The sequence below is a fragment of the Pedobacter albus genome (assembly GCF_036324255.1).
Lineage (GTDB): Bacteria > Bacteroidota > Bacteroidia > Sphingobacteriales > Sphingobacteriaceae > Pedobacter > Pedobacter albus.
The window spans coordinates 2,305,086-2,326,343 of the sequence record NZ_JAZDQT010000001.1; the positions used below are offsets into that span (position 1 = coordinate 2,305,086).

Annotated in this window: 19 protein-coding genes; 11 read left to right on the forward strand and 8 right to left on the reverse strand. The window is 44.1% G+C overall.

Annotation, left to right across the window (positions count from 1 at the left end; translation table 11 throughout):
- Window positions 1–64: 64 nt before the first annotated feature.
- Entirely contained in the window at window positions 65–586 is a 522-nt protein-coding gene (locus tag VRU48_RS09465; protein ID WP_330107679.1) for an NADPH-dependent FMN reductase, read from the forward strand.
- Window positions 587–811: 225 nt separating this feature from the next.
- Here VRU48_RS09465 and VRU48_RS09470 read toward each other — a convergent pair whose 3' ends face one another.
- Window positions 812–1,267: a substrate-binding domain-containing protein gene (locus VRU48_RS09470; RefSeq protein WP_330107680.1), complete on the reverse strand. Its 456-nt coding sequence runs from the start codon at window positions 1,265–1,267 to the stop codon at window positions 812–814.
- 45 nt (window positions 1,268–1,312) lie between these two features.
- Here VRU48_RS09470 and VRU48_RS09475 point away from each other — a divergent pair, with 45 nt between their 5' ends.
- Window positions 1,313–2,944 (forward strand): ABC transporter substrate-binding protein, encoded by a 1,632-nt coding sequence (locus tag VRU48_RS09475; protein ID WP_330107681.1) that lies wholly within the window; start codon window positions 1,313–1,315, stop codon window positions 2,942–2,944.
- Between the two features lie 446 nt (window positions 2,945–3,390).
- Here the strand turns inward: VRU48_RS09475 and VRU48_RS09480 are convergent, their stop codons facing one another.
- The 5 genes from VRU48_RS09480 to VRU48_RS09500 all read right to left on the reverse strand — a co-directional run bounded on the left by VRU48_RS09480 (window position 3,391) and on the right by VRU48_RS09500 (window position 10,811).
- Entirely contained in the window at window positions 3,391–5,799 is a 2,409-nt protein-coding gene (locus VRU48_RS09480; protein WP_330107682.1) for a TonB-dependent receptor, read from the reverse strand.
- 125 nt (window positions 5,800–5,924) lie between these two features.
- On the reverse strand, window positions 5,925–6,572 hold the full coding sequence (locus tag VRU48_RS09485) for a hypothetical protein (RefSeq protein ID WP_330107683.1): 648 nt from the start codon (window positions 6,570–6,572) through the stop codon (window positions 5,925–5,927).
- Between the two features lie 4 nt (window positions 6,573–6,576).
- Window positions 6,577–7,086 (reverse strand): RNA polymerase sigma factor, encoded by a 510-nt coding sequence (locus VRU48_RS09490; RefSeq protein ID WP_330107684.1) that lies wholly within the window; start codon window positions 7,084–7,086, stop codon window positions 6,577–6,579.
- Window positions 7,087–7,387: 301 nt separating this feature from the next.
- Window positions 7,388–10,186, reverse strand: a complete 2,799-nt coding sequence (leuS, locus tag VRU48_RS09495; protein ID WP_330107685.1) for a leucine--tRNA ligase — start codon at window positions 10,184–10,186, stop codon at window positions 7,388–7,390.
- 196 nt (window positions 10,187–10,382) lie between these two features.
- The gene (locus tag VRU48_RS09500) at window positions 10,383–10,811 is read right to left on the reverse strand and encodes a hypothetical protein (RefSeq protein WP_330107686.1); all 429 of its coding nucleotides are present in this window, start codon (window positions 10,809–10,811) and stop codon (window positions 10,383–10,385) included.
- A gap of 232 nt (window positions 10,812–11,043) precedes the next feature.
- Between VRU48_RS09500 and VRU48_RS09505 the strand changes: the two genes are divergently transcribed.
- The 6 genes from VRU48_RS09505 to VRU48_RS09530 all read left to right on the forward strand — a co-directional run bounded on the left by VRU48_RS09505 (window position 11,044) and on the right by VRU48_RS09530 (window position 15,712).
- Window positions 11,044–11,922: a cell division protein FtsX gene (locus VRU48_RS09505; RefSeq protein WP_330107687.1), complete on the forward strand. Its 879-nt coding sequence runs from the start codon at window positions 11,044–11,046 to the stop codon at window positions 11,920–11,922.
- A complete protein-coding gene (locus VRU48_RS09510) occupies window positions 11,922–12,149 on the forward strand; it encodes a DUF3098 domain-containing protein (protein ID WP_330107688.1) in 228 nt (75 codons plus the stop codon). Before VRU48_RS09505 ends, VRU48_RS09510 begins: the two co-directional genes overlap by 1 nt.
- Before the next feature lie 6 nt (window positions 12,150–12,155).
- Window positions 12,156–12,950: an undecaprenyl-diphosphate phosphatase gene (locus VRU48_RS09515; protein WP_330107689.1), complete on the forward strand. Its 795-nt coding sequence runs from the start codon at window positions 12,156–12,158 to the stop codon at window positions 12,948–12,950.
- A gap of 33 nt (window positions 12,951–12,983) precedes the next feature.
- A complete protein-coding gene (gene truB / locus VRU48_RS09520; protein WP_330107690.1) occupies window positions 12,984–13,715 on the forward strand; it encodes a tRNA pseudouridine(55) synthase TruB in 732 nt (243 codons plus the stop codon).
- A 7-nt stretch (window positions 13,716–13,722) separates the two neighbouring features.
- Window positions 13,723–14,583, forward strand: coding sequence for a YitT family protein (locus tag VRU48_RS09525; RefSeq protein WP_330107691.1), 861 nt, complete (start codon window positions 13,723–13,725; stop codon window positions 14,581–14,583).
- Between the two features lie 70 nt (window positions 14,584–14,653).
- On the forward strand, window positions 14,654–15,712 hold the full coding sequence (locus VRU48_RS09530; protein WP_330107692.1) for a bifunctional riboflavin kinase/FAD synthetase: 1,059 nt from the start codon (window positions 14,654–14,656) through the stop codon (window positions 15,710–15,712).
- 9 nt (window positions 15,713–15,721) lie between these two features.
- Here the strand turns inward: VRU48_RS09530 and VRU48_RS09535 are convergent, their stop codons facing one another.
- Entirely contained in the window at window positions 15,722–16,885 is a 1,164-nt protein-coding gene (locus VRU48_RS09535; RefSeq protein ID WP_330107693.1) for an alpha-hydroxy acid oxidase, read from the reverse strand.
- Window positions 16,886–16,999: 114 nt separating this feature from the next.
- On the opposite strand from VRU48_RS09535, the gene VRU48_RS09540 reads away from it, so the two are divergent.
- The 3 genes from VRU48_RS09540 to VRU48_RS09550 are packed head-to-tail and all read left to right on the forward strand — an operon-like array spanning window position 17,000 to window position 20,267.
- On the forward strand, window positions 17,000–17,356 hold the full coding sequence (locus tag VRU48_RS09540) for a hypothetical protein (protein ID WP_330107694.1): 357 nt from the start codon (window positions 17,000–17,002) through the stop codon (window positions 17,354–17,356).
- A 50-nt stretch (window positions 17,357–17,406) separates the two neighbouring features.
- A complete protein-coding gene (locus VRU48_RS09545; protein ID WP_330107695.1) occupies window positions 17,407–19,626 on the forward strand; it encodes a cation:proton antiporter in 2,220 nt (739 codons plus the stop codon).
- Between the two features lie 38 nt (window positions 19,627–19,664).
- Window positions 19,665–20,267, forward strand: coding sequence for a YdeI/OmpD-associated family protein (locus VRU48_RS09550; RefSeq protein ID WP_330107696.1), 603 nt, complete (start codon window positions 19,665–19,667; stop codon window positions 20,265–20,267).
- Window positions 20,268–20,524: 257 nt separating this feature from the next.
- Here VRU48_RS09550 and VRU48_RS09555 read toward each other — a convergent pair whose 3' ends face one another.
- Complete coding sequence (locus VRU48_RS09555) at window positions 20,525–21,082, reverse strand: LytR/AlgR family response regulator transcription factor (protein WP_330107697.1); 558 nt, start codon at window positions 21,080–21,082, stop codon at window positions 20,525–20,527.
- Window positions 21,083–21,258 lie beyond the last annotated feature (176 nt).

Consider the following 21,258-nt stretch of genomic DNA (forward strand, 5'->3'; position numbering starts at 1 on the left):
AACTAAATCAGAATATTAGTAGCCTAGCCATAAGTGTTTTGAACATCTTATCCACAATTTTAGCATGATTACCATCGTATCCGGTACCAACAGACCTGCAAGCAACACCTTAAAAGTAGCTCAATATTATCAGAAAGAGCTGGCTAAAAAGGGATTGCAAACCGAGTTGCTGAACCTGCAGCACCTGCCTGCCGACCTGATCAGTTCGGACCTTTATGGCAAAAGAAGTGCAGCTTTTGAAGAAATACAGCAACTGGTAACGGCTACTTCCAAATTTCTGTTCATCATACCCGAGTATAACGGCAGCTTCCCGGGCGTACTCAAAACCTTTATCGATGCCTGTGCTTTTCCAGAAAGTTTTTACGACAAGAAAGCCTGCCTGGTGGGCATTTCGTCGGGCAAATACGGCAATATTAGAGGCATAGAGCATTTTAACGGGGTTTGCGCCTACCTGCATCTTAACGTAATGCCTTTGCGCCTGCATATTTCGAGTATCAAAAACGAGCTAGACGAAGCCGGAAATCTTTACCAAGCCGATACGCTCAAGTTTACCAACGAGCAAATGGATAAGTTTGTTAAATTTTAGGGGTTATTGTTCAATTGCTTTATTGTTGGATTGCTAAATTGCTGTAATTATTCAATTGTTTAGCCACCCCGCCCTTTGGGCACCCCTCCGAGGGAGAGGAATTGTTCAATTGTTGGGATTGTTCAATTGTGAACTGAAAACTGGCAACCGTTAACTAATAACTGTTCATTGCCAACTGCTACAATTCCTTACAACTTTCCAACCTTACAACCTTTCAACTCTCTGCTAAACCGAAAACCTGATCCAGCGCGAGCCTTCGTGGCCAAAGATAAAATGCCCGGGATGGGTCATTTCGGCCATGTCTTCTATTAAAGTGATGGCATTTTCGGGCGTACGCTGCCTTTCGGCATCATCGTTCAGCAAAATAACACGTCCGTTTTTTACGGCCTGCCATTCCCTATCCAACAGGGCCGGCACTTCGCGCATCAGGTCTGTCAATGTTTTGTTGGGCTGGTAATAAATGATATAAACCGCACCCAGCACATCGGTTTCGAGCATGCCTCCAGCGGCCTTGATTTCTTCGGCCAGCAAAAGGCTTGGGCTATTGCTCAAGTCTAAACAAACTACAGGTACCTGTTCAATAAACTTGATTTTATGGGCTACTATATCCACACGCTCTTGCAGCTCTTCGCGCAGAACGGGGTCATTTTCACTATTTATCAACTCATTTAAAAAAGACATCTGAATTTATTTATTAATTTGTACAAAAATAGTATTCCTCAACCGATGCGTAGAATTATAAGCGATATATTTTGGATTTTCTTCCTGCTTTTGTTGGTTTCCTGCAAAGGCAAGCCCGAAAACGACGACAAAAAGGTATTCAACATCAACCTCGACCAAAATGTAACCTCGCTCGACCCGGCTTTTGCCCGCAACCAGAATGCCATCTGGATGATCAACCAGATTTTTAACGGCTTGGTACAGGTAGACCGGCAACTGAACACCGTTCCGTGCATCGCTAAAAGCTGGACTACTTCTCGCGACGGACTGGTTTACACTTTCAACCTCCGTAACGATGTTTTTTTTCAAGATGATGCCCTGTTTAAAAACGGGAAGGGCCGAAAGGTAGTGGCCGAAGATTTTGTGTACAGCTTTAACAGGCTCATCGACCCCAAGGTGGCTTCGTCGGGAGGCTGGATTTTTAGCGACAAAGTAAAGGATTCGACCAGTTTCAAGGCCGTGAACGACACCACCTTCCAAATTACCTTACTCAAGCCTTTTCCGGCTTTCATGAACCTTTTAACCGCCCAATACTGCTCGGTAGTGCCCCAAGAAGTGGTTGAACATTATGGCAAGGATTTCAGGAGCCATCCAGTAGGCACCGGCCCTTTCAAATTCAAGTACTGGAAAGAAGACGAGATTTTGGTACTGGTGAAGAACGAAAACTATTGGGAAAAAGACGGCACACAGCAACTGCCTTACCTCGATGCCGTAAAAGTGACTTTCATTACCGACAAACAGAGCGCTTTTATGAATTTCATCAAAAAAGACCTCGATTTTTTTAACAGTGTAGATGGCAGCTACCGCGACGACATCCTGACCAAGAGCGGGCGCATGACCAGCAAATACAAGGGCAAATTCCAGCTGATTAAAGGCCCCTACCTCTGTACCGAATACATCGGCATTTTGGTTGACACCTCCAAAGCGATTGTAAAGAACTCGCCTTTGCGAATCCAAAAAGTACGCCAGGCCATTAATTATGCCATCGACCGCCCGAAACTGATCAAATACCTGAGAAACAGCATCGGTACGCCAGCAACAGCAGGCTTTGTGCCCAAAGGCATGCCTGGTTTCGACAGTACCCGCGTAAAAGGCTATGATTACAATCCGGCCCTATCGGCAAAATTGCTGGCCGAAGCAGGTTTTCCGAACGGGAAAGGAATGCCCGAAGTTACGCTCAGCACTTCGACCACCTATAAAGACCTGATCGAGTTTGTACAGGGCGAACTGAACACCATTGGCATTAAAGTAAAGGTAGACGTGAGCCCCAATGCGAGCTTGCGCGACATGATGGCCAAAAACGAGGTCAATTTTTTTAGGGGTTCGTGGATAGCCGACTACCCCGATGCCGAAAACTATCTTTCGGTTTTCTACTCGAAAAACCGTGTTCCTTTTGGCCCCAATTATACAGGTTATTTCAACGACGAATTCGACAGGCTGTTTGAACAGAGCTATTACGAAAGCGACCCAAAAAAACGCTACGAGCTCTACTACAAAATGGACAACATGGTAATGCAGTATTCTTCGGTGGTTCCTTTACTGTACGACCAGTCGGTAGTGATGCTTCAAAACAACATCAGCGGCTACCCTACCAATGCCTTAAGTTTGATGATTTTAAAACGGGTGAAGAAGAAGTAGTTTATTGGTTCACTTGTTCATTGGTTCATTAGTTCATTGGCTCATTAGCTTATTGGTTCACTTGTTCATTAGTCCATTGTTAAATGGCTAGATGGTCGGATTGTTAAATTGCTCAATTGTTAACTTCGAACTGAGAACCGATAGCTGTTAACTCAAAACAAAAAAGCCTCTAATGCAATTGCACCAGAGGCTAGAAATTATATTTGGTTGTTTTGAATCTCTTTTGTACCCCTGCTTGTTTATCATTTCTAGCAGGGCAGTTTTTCAAAGATAGAAGAAAATTTGATTCCAAACGAATCGGATTAAAAATAACTTCAACTATTTTTTGACTGGCTTGGCTGCAACAAAATTTCAATGGCCAAGCCTAAATCCAAATCACCACTAACAAAAAAAGACCTCCGATTTTATCCAGAGGTCTTTGGGTTTATTTGTGTTTTTGTTGCTTGTTATTGGTTGCCACCCATTTGGCCGCCACCGCCCATGCCACCTTGTTGCTGGTCTTGTTTCACGTCGTCGTTTTTGATTTTTTTCTTCTCGGTGAATTTCAGTTTACCAAATTTATAGCTAAAGTTCAAGCCAAAAGAACGCAACGGATAGTAGATATTTTGGCGTTGGAGGTTGCCATCGCCTTGGGTAATGGTTTTGATGTGCAAATCGCGGTTAAACGGATTCAAAACGTTCAAACCAATGGTTCCTTGTTTCTTCAGGATATCTTTTTTAACTGCTCCACCATAGAAAAACATCGGATCGGTTTTGCTTTGGTAAGTATAACGAGGTGAGTTAACCACGCCAAAAAGCTCCAGATTCCAACCTCCCTTAAAGGCGTTTGCCGAACGGAAGAAGAAGTTATAGTTTAAGAATGTTCCTTCGTTCATTCCTTTGATATCTGCCCTGCTTTTAACCTCGTAAGTGTTTAAAGCGATGTTACTCATCAATGTCCACTTAGGCGTAGGGTTGTAAGAGCCAAACAAGTTAAAGCCATAGCTTTGTGTGGTACCCACATTCTCGAAGGTTGATAAAATCCTGCCGTCTACATTTTTATTAAGGGCTTCGATGATGTTTTTGGTATTGCGATAAAACACAGAGGCATTGATGATCGAACCTTTAATAAAAGTCGAATAACCAAATTCAATGTTATCGCTTAGCTCAGGATCCAAATTCGGATTTCCCTGAAAATCGAAACTCAGGTTGCTTTTATTCAAAAATGGATTCAAGTAAGCTAAGCTTGGACGCTGTACCCTACGGTTATAGGCCAATTTCAACGTGGTTTTGCCGTTAATGGTCTGCGATAAAATGGCGCTTGGAAATAAATTCAAGTAGTCGTCTTTACCTACATTGGAATTAACATAGGTATATTCAGCCCTAAGACCTCCTTTAAACTGTATTTTTTTGGTCAGGTTAAAAGCAATTGTACTGTAGGCAGCTCCTACGTTTTGCGTGTAATCAAAATCTTCGCCCACGCCATACTGACTTTGGATGTTCCTAAAAATACCCTTGGCTCCTGCTTCAAAAGTTATGGTTTTGCTAAAAGGGTAAACATAGTCTGTTTGGGCCGTGTACTCTTGGTTTTTACCAATGTTGTTACTGCCCACATAACTGATCGGCACACCAGCTGCAGTTCTGTAATCGTTTACAAATTCGTTGGTGTTTCTGCCTGTGGTTAACTGGCCAGATACCGTAAGCTCTTCGCCTGGTTTTTTAGAAGTAACTCTATAATCTACGTTCCAATCCAGGTTGCCATTGCTCATATCGGTACTGCTTACAATGTTTCCAGTTGCAACATCGTTAGCAAAAATAGCCGATTTTCCGGGGCCACCGTTATAAAAACGAGTGTACTTGGCATTGGTACTGATGTTGTTGTAGGCATTAAAGTCATAATCTAAACCCAAGCTGCCATTGAATGCTTGTCTGGTCCAGTCAGAAGTTCCATCTTGAAGAACAGCGGTGGTGGCATTATTTGCTGTAGTTTGGTTAAAAAACACCACCCTTGATTCTTGCGGATAAGCCAACTGGGTACCTAAAGCCGTATTCACGCTTAAGCGGCTGCTTTTGGCCGTCAAATTAAAGGCACCAGCATTTTGCCTGGTTCCAGCGGTTGCATTTACGCTACCACTTACGCCTTCTGCATTGCTTTTTTTGGTAATGATGTTGATGATACCACCTGAACCTTCGGCATCGTATTTAGCCGATGGGTTGGTAATCACCTCTACGCTTTTGATCTGATCGGCCGGCAACATCTTCAAGGCATCGGCCACGCTGTTGGCCATAGTACCCGATGGTTTGCCATTGATCAAAACCCTTACCGAACTGCCGCGCAGCTGCACGTTGCCGTTGATATCAACCGAAAGCATCGGCACTTTGCGCATTACGTCGGTTGCATCGCCGCCCGCATTGGTCGCATCGGCCTCTGCGTTATACACCATCCTGTCGATTTTGTTCTCGATCACATTTTTCTTGCCCTCTACGGTTACTTCTTTCAACGTATTCGGACTAGGTTTCAATAGGATATTGCCCAAGCTGTTATCCGGCTTGCCAGGCGTAGTTTTAACGATGATTGTTTTTGAATAGTAACCGATAAAACCTACCGACAGCTTATACTCATCGGGCGCTACGTTTTGAAGGGTCACTTTCCCTTTCTCGTCGGTTACGCCACCGTTTACGGCTTTGCCATCTTTCACTTTGGTTAGCGAAACCGTTGCATAATCAATAGGTTGCTTGGTTAACGAATCTATGACGGTTGCGGTTATACGCCCAGTTATTTTGGGTGCGGCACTGCCACCTCCCAAACCTGGGAATTGGGCCTTGGCACCTAAAACTGAAATTAAACCGATACATAGAAGTAGAATTTTTTTCATTGCTATATTGTTTGTTTGTATTTAGTCTGCCAAAATTAGCTTTTGTTACAGCAATGCCTAGCGATTTTTGACCATTTGTTGGTAAAAATCGGTGAACGGAGCTTTTGAAGCGGTGAACTGTTTGCCTAGGCTTTTTCGAAGTGCTCGATTTCTTTTAAAAATGCTGCCGATTCGAGGATTGGTGTCCATTCGGAACCATTGAACAGCAATCGGAACCATTTTTTATGTTTGTTTTCCTCTTTGATATTGATAAATAACCAAATTGCCAAAACAACAAATGCAATAGTGACAATGCACTGTATAGCCCACAGCCAAGCATTTCCGCTTTGGAACATTTCGTTGCTCCAATAAAAAGTGGTCCAGATTGGAAGCTGCAACCATAACCAACGGGCTACGTTAAGCGTAGAAGCCCTCAGGCTCGCCAATTTTTCCTGGGTAGCCAATACCGATCCGCTACTGTCTACTTCGCTAATGAGGATCAGCTGATAGATGTAAGTGCCAATAGCGAACTTACTCAGCAACGTTTGAATGATAGCAGACACCAAGAAATAAGGACTGGCTACATGAAACAGATGAATGATCATTGTATCGACAAAACCTACCCAAGTTATGCCCGCTAAAAGGGCAAATATTTTTATCGGCTTCATGGTAGCCAAAGCAGATTTTACCTTAAGCTGGGTAATAGCTACTGTATTTTTGCGATTGAGAGAAAGCGATTGTTCCAATTTCTCGTCGTATTGTTTCCAAAGATTTATAATTTCTAATTCTTGCATGATGTTAAGCTTTTAAGTTGGAAAATTTTTGTTTGAGCTGTTCCTTGATCCGGCCAATCTTCGTAGCCACGTTGGTGATACTGATGCCTATGATTTCGGCGATTTCCTTGTGTGGCTTTTCTTCCAGGTACAGCAACATCAGCGCCTTGTCTAAGGGCTTTAGCTGTCCAATAAATTGTTGCAACAAGCCCAAATTGCTTTCTAAACCCGCGTCCAGGTTTTCGTCGGCCATTTCTATCACCTGCTCGCCTAGCAACAGGGTGCCGGTCGATTTCTTTTCGCTACGGTAAAATGAAATGGCTACATTCAGGGCAATGCGGTACATCCAGGTAGAGAGCTGATAGGCATTGTTAAAGCTGCCCCACGATTTCCATAGCTGAAAGATGATTTCCTGTGCCAAGTCTTCCCTGTCGCTGGCATTACGGCAATAAGAATTGCATACCTTAAAAATGATGCGCTTATTGGCCTCGATAAGCTGGAGAAAATCTTGTTGTGCTACAGGTGCTTGTTGCATGGATCTTGAAAACTGTTTTCCCTATTATTCGCAACAAGGTCAGAAAAATCACAGTAAGGCAGAAAAATATTTTAAAGGCAACTAAAGGCCAAAGCTTAAAGACTAAAGACCAGATATTCAAATCTCCTCATCATAACCACCCCGCCCTTTGGGCACCCCTCCTGGGGAGGGGAATTGTTGACATGCCAAATTGTTGTTATTGTTGAATTGAGCCCGTTTCCAACAAAAAAAGCCACAAACCAACAGTAAATCTGTCAATCTGTGGCTATATGTTAAGCGCTTAGCGTAACGCGTTTGGCGACTATATTACAATATTTACAATCTTTCCTTTTACGAAAATGATTTTCTTCGGTGTTTTGCCTTCCAGGTGTTTCTGCACCTGTTCATCGGCCAATACCGCTTCGTGAACTTGGCTCTCGTCGAGGCTAAGGCTCAAATTGAGATTCATTTTCATTTTGCCATTGATTGAAATCGGATAGGCAAATTCATTTTCCTCCAGGTAAGCCGGATTAAAGGTTGGGTAAGGTGTTGTCGACAAATGCTCGTTGCCCAACAACGACCATAGCTCCTCGCAAATGTGCGGCGCATACGGCGAAAGTACCACCACCAAATCTTCCAACACCTGACGGTTTTTGCACTTCAGGTCGGTTAGTTCGTTTACGGCAATCATAAAGCTCGACACGGAAGTATTGAACGAGAAGCGCTCGATATCGTCCTGCACTTTTTTGATGATTTTGTGCAAAGCTTTCAGTTCGGCCTTGGTAGGCACCGAATCGTTAACATGGAACTGCCACTCTTCGTTGTGGAACAGGCGCCAGAATTTACGCAAGAACTTGAACACCCCTTCGATACCGTTGGTGTTCCAAGGCTTGCTTTGCTCTAACGGACCCAAAAACATTTCATACATCCGCAAAGTATCGGCACCATAATGCTCAATCAACACATCGGGGTTAACCACGTTGAATTTTGATTTCGACATTTTTTCTACTTCCACTCCACAGATGTATTTGCCACCTTCCAAGATAAACTCGGCATTTTCGAATTCAGGCCTAAAGGCTTTGAATTTCTCGATGTTTAGGATGTCGTTCTCTACAATGTTTACGTCTACGTGCAAAGCGATGGTTTTATAATCTTTTCTTAAGCCATACGAAACCAAAGTATTTGTACCTCTGCCCTCGGCGTCAACCACACGGTATACAAAATTGCTTCGGCCTTGGATCATACCTTGGTTAATCAATTTTTTGAAAGGCTCTTCTTCGGTTACATAACCCAAATCCTTCAAAAACTTGTTCCAAAAACGGCTGTACAACAAGTGCCCGGTAGCATGTTCAGAACCACCGATGTACAAATCAACATCTTTCCAATAAGCTACCGCTTCTTTCGAGGCAAATTCAGAATCGTTCTGTGCATCCATGTAACGGTACCAGTACCAGCTGCTGCCTGCCCAGCCCGGCATGGTGCTCAATTCGTATTCGTACTCGCCATTGTATTTCCAGTCGGCGGCGCGTCCCAAAGGTGGCTCACCACTTTCGGTTGGCAAATATTTGTCAATTTCTGGCAATACCACCGGCAGTTCTTCTTCCTTAACCAAATAAGGCAAGCCGTCTTTGAAATAAACCGGGATGGGCTCGCCCCAATAGCGCTGGCGACCAAAAATGGCGTCGCGCATACGATAGTTGATTTTAGCCTTGCCCACGCCTTGCTCTTCCAACCAGTTGTTTAAAAAGGCAACGGCTGCTGCATAGTTGAGGCCATTGATAAAGCCTGAATTGATGTATTTTCCTTCTTTGGTGGCATCAGCCTGGGTTTCGACGTCTTGCTGGGCATCCAAAATCTGGATGATCGGCAAATTGAAATGCGTAGCAAACAACCAGTCGCGCTGATCGCCACTAGGCACACCCATTACCGCACCTGTACCATAACCGGCCAGTACGTAATCGGCAATCCAGATTTGCACCTTTTCACCGTTAACCGGGTTCAGCACATAGCTGCCCGTAAAAGCGCCCGAAACGGTTTTGGTGTCGGCCATACGGTCTAGCTCCGATTTTTTCTTGGTTTGCGCAATGTAATCGTCAACAATTTGTTGTTGCGCCGGCGTAGTGAGTTGCTGTACCAGTTCGTGCTCTGGCGCCAACACCACAAACGAAACACCGAAAATGGTATCAACGCGGGTGGTGAAAACTTCGATATAGTTTTCGGTAGGCAGTGGCGAGTTTTCAGTATCGATTTTGAATTTTACGCTAGCGCCAACGCTTTTGCCAATCCAGTTGCGTTGCATTTCCTTAACCGGCTCTGGCCAGTCAATCGTATCTAATCCCTGCAACAAGCGTTCGGCATAGGCCGAGATACGCATGCTCCATTGCATCATTTTCTTTTGTTCTACCGGAAAACCCCCACGCTCCGAGAAACCATCTTTCACTTCGTCGTTCGCCAATACGGTTCCCAAGGCTGGGCACCAGTTTACCGTGCTCTCTTTAAGGTAGGTTAAGCGGTATTTCAACAGTTCTTCCTGTTTTTCTTCGTCGCTGAAGTTGGCCCAATCGCTTGGCAGGAAACTGCGCGTGTCTTCGTCGCAAACAGCTTTTACCTCGGCACTGCCCGAAGCATTGAATTTTTCGACCAAGGTGGTGATATCTTCTGCACGGTCGGTTTCCAAGTTATACCAAGAATTGAACAACTGCATAAAAATCCATTGGGTCCATTTGTAATAACCCGGATCGCTGGTGCGCACTTCACGGCTCCAATCGAAAGAAAAACCGATTTGATCTAACTGCCTGCGGTAGGTAGCGATATTGGTTTCGGTGGTAATGGCTGGGTGCTGACCAGTTTGAATAGCATATTGTTCGGCAGGCAAACCAAAAGAGTCGTAACCCATAGGGTGCAACACGTTAAAGCCTTTCAATCTTTTGTACCTCGCAAAAATATCTGAGGCGATGTAGCCCAGTGGATGGCCCACATGCAACCCCGCGCCCGATGGGTAAGGGAACATGTCGAGTACATAATACTTTGGTTTATCCGAATTGCTGTCGGCTTTAAAAGTCTGATTGGTGGCCCAATATTGTTGCCACTTTTGCTCTATCTCTTTAAATTGGTAGTCCATTAAAATGCTCTTGCTTAAATAGTTTGCAAAACTACGGAAATAAAGCCTGTTTTTGAAGCGTGATGAGAAGAATTAATATTGTTGGCATCCCGCCGACTATGCCCAGCGCCACAAACAAAACCGATGGCCGCTTTTCCAACAAAAAAGCCCTAGCTGTTTATGCAGCTAAGGCTTTGCTATTAAAATTTCTTAATGATTAACGGCTCAGGTAATAAGTTTCGGTTACTTTGGGGCTAGATCCCACTACGGTTCCGGTAAAACGGAATTCCTTATCGCCAATTAACGTGGTGGTACATTCGAGGTCTTTTTGCGAAAAGTCGAGAAAAAACGAATCGTTGATCCTCACTTTGTAAAAACCTAGCATCCTGTTGTTTGTTCCCAAGCTCAATTCCACATCATCGCTTTCGGTATCTTTAAAATCCATGTAATCGCTTGCGGTGTAGCTAGTGGTTACTGTAGTTGGAGTACCCGATGTGTTGTAAGTCGTTACATCGATCTTGTTCACCTGCCATTTGCCCAGCATCTTGGTGCGAAGGGGCTCCGTGGCCTTGTTCTGTTTCTTGCAGGCACTGAAGCCGGCTACCATGAAGAGCATCATTCCTGCTAATACTAATTTCTGTTTCATTTAGTTCTTTTGATTTTAGTTTAATAAGAAACGCCAATGCTTTGCCCGGCACAAAACATGTGCCACTTATTTAACTATAACGAAAAGTTAAATAATGTTAAGAGTTGTTGCGGCTATGCGCAATTTGAGTAATTTGTCCTCATTAATTTTAGCTGTTTGCAAAAACAAAGGCCATTTAATTTACATTTTTACTTATCTTTCTTTATTTTCGCAAAAACAAAAACATAGCTACATGGAAGAATTTGAAGTAAGCGAAGCCTCTAAAAAAACGAAGACCATTTACATTTCGACCATTTTTAGTATTGCATTGGTACTATTGATGCTCGGCATGCTAGGCCTAATTTTAGTACACGCTAAGAATCTCTCCAATTATGTAAAAGAAAATATCGTGCTCAACATCATTGTTGACGAGGGCGCCAAGGAAACCGATATCCTGGCTTTTAAGAAAGAACTAGACGGCAATATCGCGGTTAAACAGACCCAATACGTAAACAAAGAGGTTGCACAGCACAACCTGACCAAAGACTTGGGCGAAGATTTTGTGAACTTTTTGGGCTATAATCCTTTGCTTTCTACCATTGATGTTTACCTCAAAGCCGATTACGCGAATAACCAGAACATCGATGCGCTGAAAAAACAAATCGAGAAAAACCCGATTGTGAAAGAAGTAGTCTACCAAAGTTCGCTGATCGATATGGTGAACAAGAACATCAACACCATCAGCTTAATTGTTTTGGGCTTTGCCATTATCCTTTTGGTTATTGCGGTGGCACTCATCAACAATACTATTCGCCTGGCCATTTTCTCGCAACGCTTCTTGATCAAGAGCATGCAGCTGGTAGGCGCCACTAAAAACTTTATCAGAAAACCTTTCATTTGGGTAGCTATATTGCACGGACTGATCGCTTCTTTTATTGCCATCATCATTTTATTGGGCTTATTAACCTATGCGCAAAAAGAGCTTGGCGAAATCAAGATCCTGGAAAGCTATACCGAATTTGGCTTTGTATTCTTAAGCCTGGTGGCTATTGGCATTTTCATTACGGCAATCAGCACCTGGTTTGCAGTAAGCAGATATTTACGTTTAAAAATTTACGACCTTTATAGATAATGGCAGAAAAACAAACTGTTCCGACCAACAAGGAACAAAAATCAGAAATGGTCTTTACCAAAAAGAATTATCAGTTATTATTGATCAGCATTGCAATTGTACTGGTTGGTTTCTTATTGATGATTGGTACTACTGGCGATATTTACGATACCAGAAGAACCCTATTGGCACCTATGGTGGTACTGTTTGGTTTTGGTTTTGGCATTTATGCCGTTCTCAAAAAATAAGGCCAAATGAATTTTCTACAAGCGCTAATCCTTGCCATTATTGAGGGATTGACAGAGTTTTTGCCAATTTCTTCAACTGGCCACATGATTATCGGCTCGTCCGTAATGGGCATTGCCTCCGATCCATTTGTAAAATTGTTTACCATCTGCATCCAGTTGGGGGCCATCTTATCGGTGGTGGTACTTTATTTCAAGCGTTTCTTTAAAACCTTCGATTTTTACATCAAACTGGTTGTTGCCTTTATTCCGGCTGCCATTTTTGGCGTTTTGCTGAGCGATAAAATCGATGCCATGCTCGAAAGTCCGCTTACCGTTGCCATTTCGCTGGTTATTGGAGGGGTAATCCTGTTGTTTGTCGACAAATGGTTTAACCAAGCCACGGTTACCGAAGAAAAAGACATCAACTATTTAACGGCCTTGAAAATCGGCTTCTTTCAGTGCTTGGCTATGATACCCGGCGTATCACGCTCAGGTGCTACCATTGTGGGTGGCATGAGCCAAAAGCTGACCAGAAAGGCGGCTGCCGAATTTTCTTTCTTCTTGGCCGTACCTACCATGTTTGCCGCCACCGCCAAAAAGCTGCTGGACTTTTTTAAAGGAGGCCATACTTTTACCAAAGACCAGATAGAGATTTTGGCCTTTGGCAACATCGTAGCTTTTGTGATTGCCCTTTTGGCCATCAAGAGCTTTATCGGCTACCTGAACAAAAACGGATTTAAGGTATTTGGCTGGTACAGGATTGCCGTAGGATTAGCCATTATCATTTTGATTTTGTCGGGGCACGAGCTTTCTGTGATATAATCCGTAGCTTTGCTGCCACATTAATTTAAGCTTTTGGACCCAAAAAATCCGACATTTCCAGATTTCGATTTTGCAGCAGGCGAACTTTTGCTCATCAACAAACCCTACAAATGGACGTCGTTTGATGTGGTGGGCAAAATCAGGAACTCGCTAAAACCGCTAAAGCTTAAGGTTGGACATGCAGGCACCTTAGATCCGCTGGCTACCGGCCTTTTGATTGTTTGCACGGGCAAACTGACCAAGCAAATCGATACTTTCCAGGCCGAAGAAAAAGAATATACCGGTACTTTTACCTTGGGGGCCACTACCCCATCGTTCGACCTCGAAACGGCCATTGACCAAGAATTTCCAATCGATCATTTAACCAACGAAGCCATTTATGCGGCCACGGCGCCTTTTATTGGCGAGATCGAACAATATCCGCCAGCCCATTCGGCGGTAAAGGTTAATGGCGAAAGGCTTTACGTAAAAGCGCGGTTGGGCGAAGAAGTAGAATTGCGCAAGCGCCAGGTAACGGTGAGCGAATTTGAAATTACCCGAATTGCCTTGCCCGAAGTCGATTTTAGGATTGTATGCAGCAAAGGCACCTACATCAGGTCGCTGGCTTCCGATTTTGGCAAGCAACTGAACAACGGCGCCCATCTTTCTAAACTGACCCGTACCCGCAGCGGCAATTTTTTATTGGCCAACGCATTTGAGGTAGCAGATTTGGTTCAGTATCTTCGTAGCAAAAGAGAAGAAGCTAAGGCAAAAACCGATCAGTAAAAAGCTTATGGAACATATCAAAAACAACAGTTCGCGTTTAATCAAGGAAATTGCACTTATTGTTTGCGGCGTGGTATCGGCTTGTTTCGGACTAAAAAGTTTTTTGATACCCAACCATTTTATTGACGGCGGCGTTACCGGTATTTCGCTTTTAGTGAGTACCCTAACCGGCTGGAAACTGTCGTATCTTATTGTGGTCATCAACATTCCCTTCGTAATTTTGGGCTATCGACAAATCGGCAAAACCTTTGCGCTAAAAACCTCCATTGCCATTATTGCACTTTCATTGGCCCTGATATTTATACCTTTTGCACCCATTACGCACGAAAAACTGCTCATCGCCTTTTTTGGAGGCTTCTTTTTGGGTGGTGGCATCGGATTGGCCATGCGCGGGGGTTGCGTAATTGACGGCACCGAAGTTTTGGCGCTCTACATCAGCCGGAACAGCCAGTTAACGGTAGGCAACATCATCCTGATCCTCAACATCATCATTTTTGCTTTTGCGGCCTATTTCATCAACATAGACACGGCTTTGTATGCCATTTTAACTTATTTATCGGCCTCCAACACCATCGATTTTATTGTAAACGGCCTCGAAGCCTATACTGGAGTGACCATTATTTCGGAAAAGAACGACGAAATCAAAGCCTTCATCATTTCGAACATGAAAAGAGGGGTAACCATTTACAAAGGCGAGGGTGGCTATTTGGAAAAGAAGGACATCGACATCATCTACACGGTAGTAACCAAGCTCGAAATGAGCAAGCTGCAGGCCGAAATCAGGGTAATAGATCCCGATGCTTTTGTGGTACAGCAACAAATTGCCGACATTAAGGGTGGCGTGGTTAAACGTCAAGCCTTTCATTAATCCTATTCGTTTTGAACCTTGCTTGATTAAAATAGGTTCCAGCAAACGAACACCAAACGATAACACACAGATGAAAATATATCACCAACTATCGGATTTTAAAAAACTAGACCACGCCGTGGTTACCATTGGCACTTTTGACGGCGTGCATTATGGCCATCAAAAAATCATCAAAAGATTGTGCGAACTGGCTAAATCAACTGGTGGCGAAAGTGTTATCCTTACCTTTTTTCCGCATCCACGGATGATCATCGACCCTGAAAACCAGGACCTGAAAATGATCAATACCATCAAGGAAAAGGCACAGATCTTGGAAAATTTAGGCGTAGACCATTTGATTATTACTCCTTTTACCCGCGATTTTTCTAACCTTACGGCCGACGAATACATCAAAAACATATTGGTAGATACCATTGGCACCAAACAATTGATTGTAGGCTACGACCACCGTTTTGGCAAAGACCGCAAAGGCGATATGAACCAATTGCTCGCCCATGCCCAACAATATGGCTATACCGTTGAACAAATTCCGGAGCAAGACATTAACGATGTAGCGGTAAGCTCGACCAAAATACGCAAAGCGCTGCTTGATGGCGATGTGGCCCTGGCTGCCGAATACCTGGGTTATTACTTTTCCATCAACGGGCCGGTAATTAAAGGCGATAAGATTGGCCGTACCATCGGCTTCCCTACCGCTAATATCTTTGTTGAGGAAACCTATAAACTTATTCCGAGCGACGGCATTTATGCGGTAACTATTGAGATGGATTGTGAGGGGAAAGGTGCAAGGGCAGAAGGCGGAGGGCAGGAAGACGAAAATTCAGAGTCTAAAACCCAAAATCTAAAGGCGGAAGGGCAATTCCTTCAACCTTTTAACCTTCAACCTTCAACCTTTAAGGGCATGGCCTACATTGGTCAACGGCCAACCATTAACGGCATGACCCGCAACATCGAAGTCAACATTTTCGATTTTAACCGCGAAATTTACGGACAAACCATTACCATGAATTTCCTGAAGTTTTTGCGCCACGATGTAAAATTCACCGGATTGGAGGCCTTAACCGCTCAACTGCATCAGGATAAGCTGGATACTTTGGCTTTTTTTGAGAAATTCGAGGCCAGCCACTAGCTTTAAAACTTACCTGATCAACGTTTCCGGAAAATCTGCTATTTGCTCGCAAGAAAGCTGTTCCATTACCTGTTTCAGCTGTGCCTTGAACATCGAAATGGTGTGATCACCACCTTTTTTGCCCAAAGCGCCAACGCCGTACATAAACGGCCTGCCCATAAAGGTAAAATCGGCACCAGTAGCCAAAGCCCGGCCAATATCTGGTCCCGAGCGCATGCCACCGTCAATCATCATCGTCAGTTTTTCTTGATAAGTCGGAGTGGCCATCAGCTTGCGCAACGAAACGATGGTTGATTCGCCGGCATCGATTTGGCGACCGCCATGGTTAGACACAATAATGCCATCGGCACCCACGGCAATACTGGCTTTGATATCTTCTTCGGTAGTAATACCTTTAAGCACCATCGGCCCCTTCCATTTATCGCGAATGGCTTTAATTTTATCGGTATCTACCCTCCCTGTAAATGTTTTGTTCATGAATTTGCCCAATTGGGTCATATCCAGCCCTTTTTCCATGTAAGGCTTCAACGTGGCAAACGACGGAATGCCGTGCCTCAACGTTTCAATACCCCAAGTAGGGCGAATGGCCGCCTGAAAAATATTGCTGATGTTCATTTTGGGAGGCATCGATAAGCCGCTTTTAATTTCGCGGTACCTCAAGCCAAAAGAAGGCACATCAACCAAAACCACTAAAACCGGGCACTGCACGGCTTCCAAACGTCGCAAAATATCATCTCTTAACGTATTTTCTGTAGGATGGTAAAGCTGAAACCAGGCCTGGCCTTCAGAAACTTCGGCAATGCGTTCGATGCTGCTGGTCGAAACCGTGCTTAAAATATAGGGCACATTATGCTTAAAGGCAGCTTTGGCTAATATTTCTGGTGCATTGGGCCACATGAGCCCTTGCAAACCAATAGGCGAAATGCCAAAAGGCGCATCGTAGCGATGGCCAAACAAAGTAGTCGACATGTCGATGCCGTTGAACTTCTTGAGGTAGCTGGGTTGCAGCAATACGTCGTGATAATCGGTTTCGCTTCTGCTGAGGTTGAGCTCTTCATTGCAGCCGCCTTCCAAATAATCGAAAGCAAATTTCGGCATCCGTGCCTTGGCACGTTTTTTAAGATCCTTAACCGAAGGATAGTTGGGGTTGTAAGTTAGTTTTTCGATAGGCATGCTGTAAATATAGTTAAAAATTGCTGGCTTCGTCAAAGTCGTACAGTAGGAAAAACCTATCTTTTTTGGGCGATTTTTCATCAAAATCGGGCTTTTTTCACTATATTTAGGGCAATGAGAACGTTAATTGCCTTTTTACTGCTCAGCTGTTTGTGCTTGGCCTCGCGCGCCAAAACCAAATCTGGCAGACAAAGCACAGCTATTGCCGTTCAATCATCAGTAACCAGCATCAAGACAGCCGCCCAGTTCAAAAGAACGAAACCGGCTTTACAAAAGGAAACCATAGCCAGCGAAAATGAGCTGATTTATCAGAACATCACTTCCTTCTCGCTCGTGGCGATTGTTTTTTCTCGTATTCAGCATAGTTTTTTAGTATTACCCAACTCAACATTTAGGATTTTTAGGGATAAACGCAACTACAGTTATCATTTTACGTGGAGTTGCCTTTATCCGAAGCATACTTTTTGGTAAATGTACTGCCTCAACAGCACGATTATTTATTTAACAAAAAATTATACTTTATGATCCATTTACCTGTATTAATTGCAGATTTAGGCCTCATTCTGGCCGCCGCTGGAGTTACTACGCTCCTTTTCAAAAAAATTAGACAGCCCCTCGTTCTGGGCTATATCCTGGCAGGCATTTTGGTGGGCCCGCATATTAGTTTCATGCCCACCGTTACCGACCACGAGAGCATTACCATTTGGGCCGAAATTGGCGTTATCTTTTTATTGTTTAGCCTAGGCCTCGAGTTCAGTTTTAAGAAACTGGCTAAAGTAGGTGGTTCGGCCGGTATTACCGCCGTTATTGAGGTCGTATTTATGTTGCTGATTGGCTATGCCGCTGGGCAGTTGATGGGCTGGAGCAATATGGACAGCATCTTTTTGGGTGGTATTCTTTCGGTTTCGTCTACCACCATCATCATCAGGGCTTTCGAAGAACTCGGCGTCAAGCATAAGAAATTTGCTGGCTTGGTGTTTGGCGTGCTCATTGTGGAAGATTTGGTAGCCATTTTATTGCTCGTACTTTTGTCAACCCTGGCGGTAAGTCAGCAATTTGCAGGCAGCGAAATGCTCGTTTCCATCTTGAAATTGGGCTTTTTCCTCATCATCTGGTTTTTGGGTGGCATATTCCTCATCCCTACCTTTTTAAAAAGAACCAAGAAGCTGATGAACGACGAAACCATGCTCATCGTTTCGCTGGCGCTTTGCCTGGTGATGGTGCTATTGGCCGTAAAGGTTGGCTTCTCGCCTGCTTTGGGCGCCTTTATCATGGGTTCTATTTTGGCCGAAACTACGCAGGCCGAAAAGATAGAGCACCTTACCAAATCGGTGAAAGACTTGTTCGCGGCCATCTTTTTTGTATCAGTAGGCATGTTGATTGACCCTAAAATCTTGCTCGATTATGCCTTTCCGATCTTGGTGGTTACTTTGGCTACCATTTTGGGCAAACTGATCAGTTCTACTTTTGGCGCACTGCTTTCGGGCCAGCCTTTAAAAACCTCGGTGCAGGCAGGTATGAGCCTGGCTCAAATTGGCGAATTCTCTTTTATCATTGCCACTTTGGGGCTTACGCTCAAGGTAACCAGCGAGTTCCTCTACCCTATTGCTGTGGCGGCATCGGCCATTACTACTTTTACTACGCCATACCTGATCAAGGTGTCGGAGCCTTTCTATAACTTTTTAAACAGGGTATTGCCACAAAAATGGCTCGACGGTATTAGTCGTTATAGCTCTGGTACGCAAGGCATTACCACCATGAGCGATTGGAAAACTCTTTTGCGCGGCTATGCCTTTAACACCATTATCCATGGCGCTATTTTAACCGGTATTGTGCTGTTAGCCTCAAAATACCTGCAGCCTTTTGTAAACAAGCACCTGCTCGATGGCAACAATGGCATTATCTTATCGCTGATTATTACCTTGGTCATCATGTTGCCGTTTCTGTATGCCTTAGCCATTAGGCGGATTGAACGCAAGGCTTATTCACATCTTTGGCTTAACAAAAGATATACCCGCGGACCGCTTATTGCCATTGAGCTACTGAGGATTGCGCTGGCTATTTTCTTTGTGGCCTTCTTGATGGTACAGTTTTATAATACCTGGATAGCCATCAGTATTGCCCTGGTTTTAATTGTAGGAGGCATGTTTATTTTTTCCAGAAAGTTGCAAAGCTTTTATGAACGCATGGAAAACCGATTTTTGTACAACCTGCATGCCCGCGACGAAGCAAACAAACAACCTGAAATATTGCCTTGGGATAGTCATTTATTGGAACTGACTGTTGCGCCCGAGTCGGAACTAGTGGGCAAAAGCCTAATTGATTTGGCCATGCGAGAGAAGCACGGGGTTAATATTGCATTGATTGAACGTGGCAAAATCATGTTGCCTACCCCCAGCCGCGATGAACGCCTTTACCCGAACGACAAGGTATTGATTATAGGCACCGACGATCAACTGGCCGCTGTAACGCCATTGTTTGAAGGTCAAGTTTCGGAAGACAGCGCCACTTTTCCGAAGCAGGACATGTCGCTGCAAAAAGTGGTGATTACCAGCAAATCGCCGGTTTTTGGACAGAGCATCCGCAGTTCTGGCATCAGGGAACAAACCCAAGGCTTGGTGGTGGGCATTGAACGCAACGGACAACGTATTTTAAATCCCGATTCGAACATGGTATTCGAAAACGAGGACATTGTATGGATTGTGGGCAACAACAAGCGTATTCCGGAGTTGCTTAAATAAATCCTCTTTGCTAAATTCATTCTACCAATTAACAAAGAATGAAACAATTCGACGAGCGCGTAGATGCCTACATCGAGCAATCGGCTGGCTTTGCCCAGCCCATTTTAAAACAGTTGCGGGCAATCATCCACGAGGCTTCGCCCCTCATTAACGAAACCATCAAATGGGGCTTTCCGCATTTCGACTACAAGGGCACCGTTTGTTCGATGGCCGCCTTTAAGGCACATTGCGCTTTTGGCTTTTGGAAAACTTCCTTAATGAAAGATCCCTATCAACTGTTTGACGAAAAGGAAAACGCCATGGGTAGCTTGGGCAGATTAACAAAGCTGGAAGATTTGCCCGAAGCGAAGATACTTATCGAATATACGCTGGAAGCCATCAAACTTAACGAAGCAGGAGTTAAGGTAAAAAAAGTAATCGTTCCGAAAGCGGCCATTGCCATGCCTGCAGACTTTGCCGGTTTATTGGCCGAGCATCCGCGGGCACAGCAACAATTTGAGGCTTTCAGTCCCTCCCACCGGCGCGAATATTTAGCATGGATTACCGAAGCCAAAACCGAGGCCACCAAAAACAAACGCATGGCAACCGCCATTGAATGGCTTAGCGAAGGCAAATCGAGAAACTGGAAGTACGAAAGGTAAGTTTTCAGTTGGCAGTTTTCAGTTGGCAGTTTTCAGTTAGCAATTTTCGATTTGCAGTTAGCAGTTAACGAGCCAACTATTTAGCCATTCGGCAATGCGACAATTTTAACCACCCAACAATTTAGCGATAACACAAAGCGATTTAACAATTCCCCTCCCCTGGAGGGGTGCCCAAAGGGCGGGGTGGTTAATTCACTAACAATGTAACCATCCTAACAATTTAGCAATCCAACAATTTAGCGCCATAACCATTCGATCTACTTCCCAAGTGCCAATTTGATGCTTTCGCGATTGGGTTTTGATACCGGAATTTTATGCCCATTGTCGAGCAAGAGCGTGCCACCATCCTCTTTGAGCCAGCTTTTTACATAGGCCGGATTAACCAAGTGGCTTTGGTGCACCCGCAGAAATCCGTAAGGCTTGAGCAAATCGGCATATTCTTTCAGCGATTTCGAAATGAGGATCTTCTCGGTGGTCAACACAAAATTGGTATAATTGTCGTCGGCCTCACACCGGATAATATCGCTTATTTTAACATACCTGATCTCGCTCTGTTGAGGCAGGGCAATTTTCAATTCGGTAGCCAAAGCCGATGTGTCTTTAGGCGCATCGGCTGATTTGGGGGCTACGGTTGACGGTACTTGGCGAAAATCCTTAAAACCTACCTGATCTGGATAAACCACAACAGGGATTTTTTGCGTACCGGTTCGCCTGGCCAGATACACGATAAAGAAAACAACTCCACCAAACAAGAGGGCAAAAAAGATACTTGCAACTAAAATCAGGATAATTTCGGGCGTACCAAGGTTTAACATAAGGCTAAAGTTAATCAACAAAATTTAATATGCTTACTTATTTCGATTAACCAGCCTTCTGAGCAAGAAAACAAGGAATACAATTCCACCGATAAAAAAAGCCGAAACAAGAACAATCAAGATGATTTCGGGTGTGCCTAAGTTTAACATCTGCATTTAATTTAACATCGCATCCT